At 60.9% G+C, this 11,644-nt stretch carries 14 protein-coding genes; 7 read left to right on the top strand and 7 right to left on the bottom strand.

What is annotated here, in order from left to right:
- Positions 1-310 precede the first annotated feature (310 nt).
- Positions 311-493, top strand: a complete 183-nt coding sequence (locus HNQ09_RS18535) for a hypothetical protein (protein ID WP_184032035.1) — start codon at positions 311-313, stop codon at positions 491-493.
- A 546-nt stretch (positions 494-1,039) separates the two neighbouring features.
- Positions 1,040-1,783, top strand: coding sequence for a hypothetical protein (locus HNQ09_RS18530; RefSeq protein ID WP_184032034.1), 744 nt, complete (start codon positions 1,040-1,042; stop codon positions 1,781-1,783).
- A 423-nt stretch (positions 1,784-2,206) separates the two neighbouring features.
- Here the strand turns inward: HNQ09_RS18530 and HNQ09_RS18525 are convergent, their stop codons facing one another.
- Positions 2,207-2,845, bottom strand: a complete 639-nt coding sequence (locus HNQ09_RS18525) for a hypothetical protein (protein ID WP_184032033.1) — start codon at positions 2,843-2,845, stop codon at positions 2,207-2,209.
- Positions 2,846-3,430: 585 nt separating this feature from the next.
- Between HNQ09_RS18525 and HNQ09_RS18520 the strand changes: the two genes are divergently transcribed.
- Together HNQ09_RS18520 and HNQ09_RS18515 are read left to right on the top strand one after the other, a co-directional pair.
- A complete protein-coding gene (locus HNQ09_RS18520) occupies positions 3,431-3,832 on the top strand; it encodes a hypothetical protein (RefSeq protein WP_184032032.1) in 402 nt (133 codons plus the stop codon).
- 70 nt (positions 3,833-3,902) lie between these two features.
- Positions 3,903-4,379, top strand: coding sequence for a hypothetical protein (locus HNQ09_RS18515; RefSeq protein WP_184032031.1), 477 nt, complete (start codon positions 3,903-3,905; stop codon positions 4,377-4,379).
- Positions 4,380-4,607: 228 nt separating this feature from the next.
- Here HNQ09_RS18515 and HNQ09_RS18510 read toward each other — a convergent pair whose 3' ends face one another.
- The 6 genes from HNQ09_RS18510 to HNQ09_RS18490 all read right to left on the bottom strand — a co-directional run bounded on the left by HNQ09_RS18510 (position 4,608) and on the right by HNQ09_RS18490 (position 9,008).
- Entirely contained in the window at positions 4,608-5,354 is a 747-nt protein-coding gene (locus HNQ09_RS18510) for an Eco29kI family restriction endonuclease (RefSeq protein ID WP_184032030.1), read from the bottom strand.
- A gap of 42 nt (positions 5,355-5,396) precedes the next feature.
- Positions 5,397-6,572 carry a DNA cytosine methyltransferase gene (locus HNQ09_RS18505; RefSeq protein ID WP_184032028.1) on the bottom strand — a complete coding sequence of 392 codons (1,176 nt, stop codon included), beginning with the start codon at positions 6,570-6,572 and terminating at the stop codon, positions 5,397-5,399.
- Between the two features lie 37 nt (positions 6,573-6,609).
- Positions 6,610-6,807, bottom strand: coding sequence for a helix-turn-helix transcriptional regulator (locus tag HNQ09_RS18500; protein WP_184032027.1), 198 nt, complete (start codon positions 6,805-6,807; stop codon positions 6,610-6,612).
- A gap of 45 nt (positions 6,808-6,852) precedes the next feature.
- Positions 6,853-7,194, bottom strand: a complete 342-nt coding sequence (locus HNQ09_RS18495) for a hypothetical protein (protein WP_184032026.1) — start codon at positions 7,192-7,194, stop codon at positions 6,853-6,855.
- Between the two features lie 148 nt (positions 7,195-7,342).
- Positions 7,343-7,816, bottom strand: coding sequence for a hypothetical protein (locus tag HNQ09_RS18725; RefSeq protein ID WP_221269967.1), 474 nt, complete (start codon positions 7,814-7,816; stop codon positions 7,343-7,345).
- 145 nt (positions 7,817-7,961) lie between these two features.
- The gene (locus tag HNQ09_RS18490; protein ID WP_184032025.1) at positions 7,962-9,008 is read right to left on the bottom strand and encodes a DUF262 domain-containing protein; all 1,047 of its coding nucleotides are present in this window, start codon (positions 9,006-9,008) and stop codon (positions 7,962-7,964) included.
- 188 nt (positions 9,009-9,196) lie between these two features.
- Between HNQ09_RS18490 and HNQ09_RS18485 the strand changes: the two genes are divergently transcribed.
- The 3 genes from HNQ09_RS18485 (at position 9,197) to HNQ09_RS18475 (ending at position 11,314) form a co-directional block, all read left to right on the top strand.
- Positions 9,197-10,150, top strand: coding sequence for a tyrosine-type recombinase/integrase (locus HNQ09_RS18485; RefSeq protein ID WP_184032024.1), 954 nt, complete (start codon positions 9,197-9,199; stop codon positions 10,148-10,150).
- A gap of 148 nt (positions 10,151-10,298) precedes the next feature.
- The gene (locus HNQ09_RS18480; protein WP_184032023.1) at positions 10,299-11,024 is read left to right on the top strand and encodes a hypothetical protein; all 726 of its coding nucleotides are present in this window, start codon (positions 10,299-10,301) and stop codon (positions 11,022-11,024) included.
- Between the two features lie 8 nt (positions 11,025-11,032).
- Entirely contained in the window at positions 11,033-11,314 is a 282-nt protein-coding gene (locus HNQ09_RS18475; protein ID WP_184032022.1) for a hypothetical protein, read from the top strand.
- The last annotated feature ends 330 nt before the right edge of the window (positions 11,315-11,644 follow it).

Here is an 11,644-nt window from a genome sequence, read left to right as displayed (position 1 = left end):
CGGGCGGGCCGCTCGCCATTTCGCCCAGGTCCGTGCCCGGCACCTGGATTACTACGGAGGCAAGATGACCAACCCCGAGACGACCCCGACCCCCCGCCCCGCTCCTCAACCTTCAGGCATGACCGATGTTGACCCCCAAAGTTCACCCCGCGCCGATGCTCAACCTGAAGCCATGACACGGATTGCTGAAAAACAGCGTGTGCTTGGCCCCTCGACCGCATGTGCCGGGTGTCACCCCGTCTCGCAGGCTGGAGACATGACCCGAAAGACCCCCCGAAAGTCACCCCGCGCCGCTTCTCAGGCTTCAGGCATGACCGAGATTCACCTGAAGCTGACCTTCGGCATTCTCGCCACCATTGTCACATTGGTGTTCCTGTGGGTTGCGTACCTGCTGGCAATAAACGGGCAGGCTGAGGCGGCTGCTTTCACCGCTATTGGCGGCCCAATCGTGGGTGGCGGCTTGTTCCGGTTATTCGAGAGGATGAGCCGGTGATCGCCTGCACCCCGCCAGGGTGTGTCTCCGCGCCCCATAGGGCGCTTTTGACGTTCCGGGATGACTGTGGCGAAATCAGACGTGCTAGCGCGGGTTCTTGCGCCCGTAGGGTGCGGCGGTGTAAGGTCAGCCAAAAGAAAACCGGGACGCATACACGCCCCAGCCCTGAACAAGCTCAGTGTATGCGCTCCGGGGGAGGCGTGTACAGACTTGAACCTACAATCCCCCACCCGTGGCCGCCTGGCGGCCCTGATCGCCCGCTCCCGCCTTGACCTGTTCGGCGGTGCGAGCGCTTCCACAACTGGTGAAGCCTGCCAGTTGGCTTCCGCGTCACTGTCCAAGCTGAACAGTGAGCAGCCCGTCCAGACTTCTGAGCCGTCGCCGGAGCTGGAGGCCCCTTTCTGGCCTTCCTGTGAGCCGCGCGGGCCTATCTCGCCCCGCGTGCTACCAGCACTCCCTAGCGCCGGGGAAGTGCTGGCAGGCCGCACCTTGAGCCGGGGCGCTCTGGCTCTATGGGAGTTCGCCCATGCGAGGGCCGCCGAGCGTGTGACTTCGCAAGGGCACGCGGTCCTGCCGTCGCATATGGTCTATTTCCTGCCCGCCGTGATCGTGGCCGCCGTCCTGGGGTACTCCGAGCGTCACTTGTACCGGCTGACCGCCGAGCTGCGGGAAGCGGGTCTGCTCGACGCGCGCGGTCATGTGGCGCAGGTGGGCAAGCTGCGGCGGTACAGCGGCACCCTCTGGGCCGTGAAGCTGCGCCCGGAGGCGGTGCGCCCGCGTCTGCGCTGGTGGGACTTCCGCCATGATTGGCGGCCAGGCTTTGCGGAGGACTACCACGGGGAGCAGGGAGCCTTCCGAGCCGTGCAGGACGTGATGTCAGAACCATTAAGCCATGAAGGGCAAATAGGGCGACTCGTGGCCCTCGCAAAACAATGGGCCGCTGTCCCCAGCATGGCAAAAACCCCCGTTGAGGGAGGTTCTGACATGCGGCTGGGCGCGGGTTTGCAGGCTGTCGCCGCTCAGCTCCCGGCCTTGATCGGGATGCACCCCCGCCAGCGTCACCGGGCCGTGTCTGCGCTGGCCGCCGAGATCGCGCATACCTTGAACGAGCCAGGGCGGTTCCGGCAGCATTGCGCCTCGATTTACGCCGCACTGACCGAGGAAAACGAGCAGCGACCCGGCCTCCGGCTGCTAGCGCTGCAGCTTGAGCGGCTGGCCGTGGACCTGGCCGAGGTCGCCCCGTGGCGGAAGCCGGGGGCGGTCCTGGCGGCCCGGCTGCGGCCTGCATAGCAGGGGTCCGCTCGGAGGTCCGGCGTATCCTGAGGGCATGGCCTATGTCCTGACCGAGCGGCGCTCCCCGCGTCGCGGGCTGGCAGCCGGAAGTGCCCCTCAGGGGGTCTGACCAGCCCAATTCGCCCCGTGACGCGGGGTGAGAACATTCAGAAACGTCACTCGCGCGCCACCGTCCGCCATCACCGCCAGCGCATCATCTGTCGCCGTCTCCGCTACGCCTACGTCGGGGAACGGCCTCTCAACCCCACCTGGGGCTGGGTGTACAAGGCCCGTGGACAAGCCAGCAAAAACAACACGGTCTGCTCCTGCGGGCTGTGCCGAGCGGAGAAGTACCGGGACCGCCCCCGGGAGCGGCGCTGGGAGGAATGAACAGGAGGGGGCAGCCACAGCGCTTGCCCCCTCGTCCTCGCCTCGTGTCGCTCAGTGTTGTGAGGATGGACTCTCGAAAGGAATCTCAGCCGGGGGCGTGGGCTTGGCCTTGGGCTTGCCGACGTGCAGAGGCGTGAAGCGGGTGGCAACCAGGCGGCCACTCTGGGGCCGGTACTCGCCGTAAACCAGCAGGGTCCGCCCCGGCCGGGGGAGCTTTTCAAGGAGTTCCAAGGCCGCCCAGACCTGCACATCGAAGGACTCACGCAGCAGGCCCGTGTCGTTGGGTTCCACCTCGACCACCACGAAGCCCTCTTCCCGGTTCACTTCCTTCAGACGAGCACCGATCTCAAACAGCGGCTTGAGGACCTGCCCAGGTTTGGCTTTGGCCTCTTTGGGCGGGTGGAAATGGGCGAGTTGCAGGTCCTCGACGTAGCCCTCCGGGGTGCGGAACCAGAACTGAAGGGCGTACATCTGCTCCGGCTCCGGCGACTGTGCCTGCAACCTCTCGCGGACCTGATCGGTGACCCTGACGACCGTCGGGGTCGTGCCAACCAGAACCTCCACGCCGGACGCCACCACCCGCAGCGGGGAGCGCAGTTTGAGCAGGGCATGGAAGGGGACCATAAAGGGCTTCTTCTTGCGCTTCCCGGCAGCGGGGGACGAGGAGGAATCCGGGGGAAGGTCGGTCATGGCGTCAGTATCCCCCGCGACGTTGTGGGGCACGATCCAGGGAGGCGGCGGTGAAGCTGAACCGGGGTCCATCCTCGCCCGTGACGGCCCGCCTGGGAGGGCACCAGGCGACCCCTCCCGGACTGCGGTGGACGTGGCGCTGAAGACCCGCGAAGTCAGCCGGTGGGCAGAGCAAGGGCGCCGAAATCGGCGGACGTTCTGACCAGCAGAAAGGCCCGAGGCGCGAACGCTCCAGCGGCGGAAAAAAAGTGATGGGAGATGGTCGTTTGGGGTGACGTGTGGTGTAAGGCAGGATAAGAGTATGAATCTGAAATGAAAAAGTCGCGTCTTGGCGCGGCTTTAACCTCATTACGCTATTCTGTTTCAGAGTAAGCCGTTTTAAGGTGTGGAAGAAGCACTGCGAAAGCCTCCTAAAACGCTTACTTCGGGCGTGGTGGAAGCGACGAGACAAGGCACCCGAAAGGGTCCAGCTTCAGGAGCGGGGAGGCACGGATGGGACGACCAGGAAAGGGCACAGTTCGGCTCCAGGTTCGTGTGAGTCGGGAAGTGGCGGACTTCCTGACGATGAAGGCGAGGAAGGCCGGAATGCCGCTCACGGAGCTGGGCGGTGCGCTCCTCGAATACGCCGCCGAAGCCGAGGCGAAAGAGGAGGGAGAGGCGCTGGTGATGCCCACCGTTCGCCAGGTGGTCCGCCAGGAGCTGAGCCTGTTCTTGGAGCGGACCTTGGACCTCCAGATACGGACCTATTTGGAGGCGGGAACAGCGCGGCGGATGGTGGAGGCGGCGATGTACTACGAGACCCCCATGTCCTACGAGAAGATCAAGACCATCGAGGAGACGCAGTGGAAGATGGCCTGGGAAGCCAGCCGTAAACACCTCGAAGGGTTGCAGGAGTGGAAGCAGATGATGGCCGACTCGGCAGACGTGCGAGGTCGCAAGGAAGAACGGGTGAGCGACCCAGCAGAGAACGACCAGGCCGAGGGCTGAACACGGCTGCTCACAAGTCTGGGGCTAACCAGGAGAAACGCGGGCATCAACAGGGAGGGAGAGACACCCTATGAAGCACCCGGACGGCACACCCTTGACACCCGCCGAATGGCAGGCCGAACGCACCCGGCGCTGGGAGCAGATCAGCCAGAGACAACGGTCGGCGCACCCCATCTCCCCGGCTGGCCTGCCCCTCTTCAAACGCTATGCCGACGGCGAGCTGACCCTAGAGGAAGTCCGCGAGGGCCTACACCGGCTCTACAACCGTCGCCGCTTCCCAGAGGGACCGGACGGCCCGGAAGTAGAAGTGCCCGAGCCACCCCCAGCGCCTGCTCCTTCTGTGACCGAGGAGCTGGTGACGGACGCAGACTCGGGTTCAATGGGGGTGCCCGGCCGCCCCGCACTGTCCAAGGAGGCCCGGATAGAAATGCTGGAGCGGTGGATCGAGCGCCGAAAGCAGGAAAACCCGGACGACCCCTGGATCGGAAAGTGGGTCACCATCACCGCCTCGGAATACCCCAGGGCCAAGGAGGACGAACTGAACTGAGGTCCGCAGATCAACAGGGAGGGGGACAGGCCGACCTCCCCCCTCCCTGTTGATGGTGCCAGCACAACGGAAAAGGCGACCCGGAGGCCGCCTTGATTTCTCTAACATAGCGTCGAATACACACCAAGTCAAGGTTATGCGCGGCGCCATAAGTGCGAGCTTCTAAACGCTAAGAGGAGCGACCTCCTCCCCCTGATGAGGTAGGCCCGGCTGGGCGTTGGTTCGACGTTACTTCCCCTCTGGGGGTCGCAGATCAACAGTCAGGGAACGTCCGATCACTTCGCGTAGCCGGGCCTCGTCATAGGTAGCCAGATTTGCCATGCGCTCGGCCCAGGCTCGGCCGGGGTGGAGCTGGTCCCAGATGGAGCGGGCCTGTTCATACCGACCTTTGCCGGGATTATGGTTGCCGAACCCCGAAATCTCGGCATTCCAGATGGGCTTGAGACGCTTGATCATGGTGGCCTCCGCCCACTGCACCAGGGCGTCGGCCATTGGAATGACCCGCACCTGGAAGTCCTCGACCTGGAGGGTCGTGGAGGCTTTGCGGATGTTGCCCGCGTGTTCGTTGAGCCGTTTGAAGAGATTGTTCGAGGGTGAGGCGGGCGCGTCGGCATCGAGGGCGGCCTGAGCAGCAGCGAGGCTGACTTCCTCCTTGCCTATCTCGCCCTCCTCCTGTGCGGGTGTGTCCTGTTGCCCGCCCGTCCTGCTGCCGGGGCTGACAGCCTTGCCGACGTAAATAGGCTTGATCAGCTCTTCCCGGTTGCGCTCGGAAATGGCGCGGTAGAGGGCGCTTTCTCCCGTGTAGTACAGGACGTAGACGCCGTAGTGCTTCGAGAGTTCCGCCTTGTACCTCGCCTCGTCCGTCCCTTTCTTGGGGCGCGACTTGACCGCCGCGAGCGGAAAGGCCTCCTGCTTCTGAAAGAAGGTCAGGAGATCGCGCTCAATACTGGCCGGAATGGGGAAGGTTTCAAACACGCCCGAGCATAGGCCGGGGCGTATCGCCGCGAAGGCGCAAAGTTACGCCGGTCGGGGGGGGAGGGCCTGGGCTACGCTCCGCGCCACCACCTCGGCAAGCCTGACCGGAACCGCGTTGCCCAACTGGCGCATGACGTGTCCCCACGCCCCGCTGAACACATAGTCGTCGTCAAAGGTTTGAAGTCGGGCCGACTCCCGGACGGTGAAATAACGAACCGAGCCGTCAGGCTTGAGCAGCATGTTTTCCCCGCCGGGCACGCCGTGGTCCCCTGCTTTGAGGGTCTTGCTCGGCTCGTCGAACGGGCTGCCCGTGTGCCCTGGGTAGGAGCGTGCGCCAGGGATGAAGCGGTGGTCCTCAAAACGTCCCTGCCCCTCCAACTCGGGGTCAGGCAGGTCCTGCAAGGCGTCCCGAACCGTTTGCCAGGGCTGGGGAGTCGGAGCCGCCAGGAGCAGAGGCCCCTGAACCTGCGGGGGGGGCCGACGGACGCCGCGCGCCATCACTCGCGGCCTCGGCAAGCCGTGCCGCTCCCAATAGACGCCCGTGACGTGCTGGTCGTGCAGAAGCTGTTCCCGCGAGTGCGTGGGCAGGGGGAAATGCCAGTCGATGCCCAGGTCACGCCGGAACCCGACGAAGAACACGCGCTCGCGCTTCTGAGGCACCCCGAAGTCGGCCGCCTGGAGCACCTGAGTCACCACGCGGTAGGTCAGGCCCTCCCGGTGGCCGCTGAGGTGGTGTTGCTCCAGTCTCGCCAGGTGCTCGGCCCAGTCTTCCCCTTCGCGGGCGATCAGCTCGGGGTACTGGAGTTGCAGGCGGATGTACTCGAAATAGTTGCGGAAGGTCGGTCGCGTCAGGCCCTTGACGTTCTCGAAAATGAACACCCGGGGCCGGGCCTCGCGCACTGCCCGGACGGCCTGCGGAAACATATCGCGGGTGTCGGTGTGCGCCGTGTGCTTGCCGCCCATGCTGAAGGGCTGGCAGGGCGGCCCACCTGATACGAGGTCCACACCTTCCAGGTGACCGAAGCTCAGGTCGCGCACGTCGCCCTCGACCACCGGCCAGTCCCGGACGAGCTGGAACCCCCGGGCCTGATTTTCATGGATCGTCTGACAAGCCTGGGGATTCCACTCCGCCACCAAGCGCGGGTGAAACTCGGCACGCGCCAGGCCCTGCGCGAGGCCACCAGCGCCGACGAACAATTCAACCGAGGAGAAGGCCATACCCAGTCACCATAACACAAAAAGGCTAACGTCAGCGTTAGCCTTTTTTGGGGCGTCCACGCTTAGGCTTGGGCGCGTTTTGATAAGCCTCGACGGCGGCGGGCTGGAACAGATGCACCCGGGGACTGTACGGCTCGGGCTTGAGGTAACCCGCCTGGACGAGTTGCCGAACTCGCGCGGCCCCTATACCCAGGCGGGCCGCTACCTGCTCAGTGGTCAGCAGGTCTTGGGTCATCACCAGCAGGATACGCGGTGCGTTCCGGCACGAGGCCAGCAGAATTCAGGCCCCGGCGAGGTCACCCATCCGTGCTGTCACCTGGTTATCAGTGACGAACAAGGCGTAGTCCTCGCCTTCAAACAGCTCTGGTTCGAGGGTGAGGCAAAAAGTGTCCGCCGATATGGGCAAGCTCGTCTCCCCATCTGTCAGTCCGACCCATGGACCACTCCTCGCCTGCGCGACCAGCATGGTGCAGCCGCCCCCTGTACCCATAGCATCGAAAGCGAGGTCACCCGTGAGACTTTGCCAATCCTGCGCGCCGTACCGGGTAGCGAGGAGGTCGAGGTTCGGCCCGTCCAGCTCATAGGCTCGTCTCAGCACCTGGTGCGCGATGTCTTGACTCATGGGTTTATAGTACCTTGCTACCTTTAAAGTTGAGGGCATGGTGCGATACGACAAAGCTAATAGGTGTCCCTGCCGCTGTCGATTCATAAACAATATATTCATAAAGAGAGTGGGCACATTTTAATTTTTATAAGCATAGCATCTAAGATTAATTGTTTGCAATAGTGTTTGCCATAGCTATCAAAGATATTCCGTAATACCTTACGTATGTGATATTGGCTGTTGAGTGCCGCATTCTCAAAAACTTGCCTGGAGTTATTCCAACTGGGAGATATCCCAACTCATTAAACACTATCAACTCAAACTCTGCTCTTGCGTAGGAGGATCTGTGGGCTACCGCATTTCTCACTTTGTTGATCGACTCTATATCATTTCGTTGCAGACTAAGAGTTGAGTTTATAACATTTACAGGAGAGAAAAAAGCCTTTGACCTATTTATAGTATTATCTACACTCCAGTTGACGTAGTTTCTCCCTCCCAGAATTTTAGCCTGAGCTGAGGCTAAGCTGCTCTCTCTTGTTGAGACTAAAGATATGGCTCTTCCTGACAAACCTTTATATCCGCAAAGATATCTAGCAAAACAATCCTCCAAAAAATCTTCCCAAGCGACAAAATACTGCATTAAACAGAATCCAAGTAAGTGATCCTTATATTTTCGATTGATCGAAACATGGGTTTGAGAGTTCTTTAACATTTCGATACCGTCAGCGAAGTCGGCGATAGAGATGATTCTGTCTCTAAATTTAGTCTGACAAAATCTTATCTGTCTACTCATGCGACAAGCTAGATAGAAAAGTATTTCTTAGTATTCTAGATTTAGCACTAGCTGTGCCTTTCGAGTATGCGGATTCAAAGGCTAGCCACTCCCTATTCTGAGAGTCATTCTTTGAGAGTTCGTCAACTTTTTTAACCATACGAGTAATGTTCCTAATTGCTAAGCCTTTATCTTTTCTTTCTAATTCACCTTGTAAAGCTTTTTCGACACTATATATCTCATTCACGCAAAGTATGAATAGAGAATAAAAGAGGGGGGTTCTCCTAAACAAGCTATCTTTTAGACCATCACCGAACACCTCAGCAATAAAATTTATCGTCTCAGAGAACATTTCCTGGTATATATCTTTATTTGAAAAATTGTCATCAAATCTTTCGTAAGTTTCTCTAAGAACTTTGTTGGATGTATCCCACGTTTGCGTTATAAAGCTAGTCATAATTTCTGATACAAGTTCTGCATCACCCATTCTGGCTATTCTTACATCCGTTAGAATTTTATTATTTACGAAAAATTTATAATGTTTGTGCGCTAGAGTATAAATGGACTGCTTATATAAACCGAAGAATTGAGCGTTACGAAGCTCCTGGGCATTAAGTGGAACTGTGTAGGTGTTAATTCTTGAAAACAATTCGAGGACTTCCGAATCAGAGATGCTTTCGAGAAGATTCGCAGTAATCTTGTACTCCAGTATATTTCTTTTAACTTGATCTGATAGCTCGGAATAGAAAATCCCTCCTAAATCTTTGTTATGAGTGCTAAGTATAGAAAACTCCCCTTTTATATATTCTAAGATTGTTCTTATACGCTGTTGCCCATCTACAACCTCTCTAATCGTTCTGTGCGAATCGGTATCAAGCAAAGGGCGTATATATATAGGTGGCATAGGCATCCCTCTCACTATAGTATCCATGAGATAGGATTTAGCTTTAGGCATCCAAACGCTTCTCCGCTGAAACTTGGGCGTTATTCTGATCTGCTTACTATAATCCCACTCTAGAATATCGCTAATCGGGTAGACCGTAGATATAGGTTGCCTCATATTGACATGATATACGATGACTGGTACACCTACCCATTGCCCCTACAGGCCTGAATAAACAGGCGGTTTTTTTGTCGCAGGGTGGTTTAACTGCCGTTATCTAGGAGGAAGATCTCCCGAGAGGAAGTAGGCTTTTCCCTTCCCATCCGCCCGACAACCGGTGTTATCAGGGGGGTATACTGGCCCCCATGAACCCCTCCAGCACAGCCCTTGACCTCTACCGGGGCGGCCTGGTGACCCGCGCTTCCCAGTCCGCCACCCTGCACCCGGAGGAATTGCGGCGGCGGGCCGCGAAGGCGGCGGGCGAGAAGGACGCGGCGGCGCTGTGGGCGCTGACCGAGGCGCACCTGACCACGCACGGCAAGAGCGGGGCGCGGGTCAGTCCCCACACCCTCCGCATATACCGGGAGGCGGTGCGGTCCTTCGTCGCCTACGCGACGGGCAACGCTGTGGACCTGCTCAAGCCGGGCAGCAACGTGGGGGCGCTGTACCTCCGGCACCTGGAGGCCGAGGGCAAGAGCGCGGCTACCGTCCGGGTGAAGCTCGCCGGGGCGCGGGCGCTGTACAAGGCCCTTCGTTGGGCCGGGGCGACCACGGCGGACGCTTTCGCGGATGCCAAGGCGGTCCGGGATACTACCCCCGCCTGGGAGAAGCGCCAGCCGTACACCGAGGAGGAGGCCACCCGCCTGCTCGACCACGCAGACGCCCGGATGAGGGCCTTGCTGCTGCTCTGCGGCCACGCCGGGCTGCGGATTGCGGAGGCCCTGGCGCTCGACTGGGCAGACGTGGACCTGGGCGCCCGTGCCCTGACCGTCAGGAACGGCAAGGGGGGCAAGACGCGCCGCGTGATCCTCTCCCGCTCGCTGGGGGCTGCGCTGGAGGCGCTGGGGCACCGGGAGGGGCCGGTCATCGGAGGAGGACCAGACTCCGCCCGTGAGCGGCTGGGGTGGCTGTGCAAGCGGGCGGGGGTGGACAACAGGGGCTTTCACGCCCTGCGCCACTACGCCGGGACGCGACTTGTCCGAGAGGGGCGGAGTCTGGACGACGCGGCCCGGCATCTCGGCCACGCCAGTATTGAAACCACCCGCATTTATGCCAAGTGGGCTGACGACGGCCTCCGGGACGCGCTCAACGATTGGTGAACCGGACCCGCTCACCTGCCCGCTCGACCTCTGGGCGGGTTCTCTTTGTGTTGGACGTTGTTTTAACTCGCTCGCAAGCCGAGCGCCCGGCGAGCGTCCGCAAGCTGGGCGCTCGGGCGTCCGGGCGGGTCCGGTGTACGGTGGGGGTGTGGCTGAACTGGTCTACTCTCCGCGTCAAGCGGCGGACGCCTTGGGCGTGTCGGGCGCGGCGCTGCGGCGGGCCTCTGCCGAGTACGAAACCGCCTTCGGAGACCTGAAGCGAGATGCTCGGGGCGGGCGGCAGTTCACCCCCGAAGCGGTTGACCGGCTGCGCCTGGCTTTCGCTGCCGTTCATGCAGGCCGGGTCGCTTCCGTCGAAGTCGCCTTGACCATGCTCCGGGATGAAGGGGGCCTTCCCGCACAACTCGACCGGCCTACCTCCCGAGCGAACGAGGCGGAGACGTTGGCGCGGGCTGTAGCTGGGGAGATCGTGACTGAATTGCGCGGAGACCTTCAGGCTGTGCGTGAGGAGAACTTGGCCTTGCGCCTAGAGCTGGCCGCCTTACGGGAAGCGCAAGGGCAAGTGCTGGAGCTGCGAGACGTGCTGAAAGGCATGATCGCTGGGATGAGCGGGCAGGCTGACGCACTGCGGGAGGTCAACCGGCGACTCGACCACCTGTCCGGCGTAATCGTGGCTGAGAGAGTGCGGGAGGAAATGGGCGGCCATCTCTGGCCCGTTCGGGGTGCTACTACAGTCTCCGCCGATGTGCGGGAGGCCGTAAGGGATGAAGTGGAGGGCCTGCGCGTCCGGCTCCATGCTGCTGCGCCTGCTCCAGCGCTTGGGCGGGGGCTATTTGCGCGAATGTGGGCGGCTGCGTGGGGTAAGGGGCGGTAGGCTGGAGCATGTCAAATGGCAATCCGTGGGCGAGCATGACGCCGGGAGGCTCCCCTGAGGAGCGGCAGACCAAAGCACTGGAACGAATTGCAACAGCTTTGGAGCGTATCGCCGGTCTGATGGTGGACGATGCCGCCGAGCGAGCTAATGAGAAGCAGGTTACTAAACAGGCGGCGGCTAAAGCTGAAGAGAGGCGGAAGCAAGCCGAGGAACACAACAGGCTTGCTAACAGCGCAGCGGCCCAGCTTGGCCCCGGTGATGTCCTCGACCAGAATGGGGAGTTCAGGTAAAGCTTACACCCAGCCGCCGGTTAGCTGGCCGCCGTGGGGACATGTCCCCGCGCCTTTAAGGCTCCGGTTCGTAGAGTGAGATCACCGAGGGTACATCTACCGGATTTGAGCTTGACCCCGTTGGTACTCTGGTAACAGGACCCGCCTCGACGGGACACAGCCGAAATGAAAAAGCAGCCCCGACCGCTCCAGGTCGGGGTTTTCCGTGCCCTCTTGTCGGCCTTCCCGTTCTTCACGGGCGGGCCGCTCGCCATTTCGCCCAGGTCCGTGCCCGGCACCTGGATTACTACGGAGGCAAGATGACCAACCCCGAGACGACCCCGACCCCCC

Source organism: Deinococcus budaensis, from assembly GCF_014201885.1.
GTDB lineage: Bacteria > Deinococcota > Deinococci > Deinococcales > Deinococcaceae > Deinococcus > Deinococcus budaensis.
This window is presented reverse-complemented; position numbering and strand designations above follow the sequence as displayed.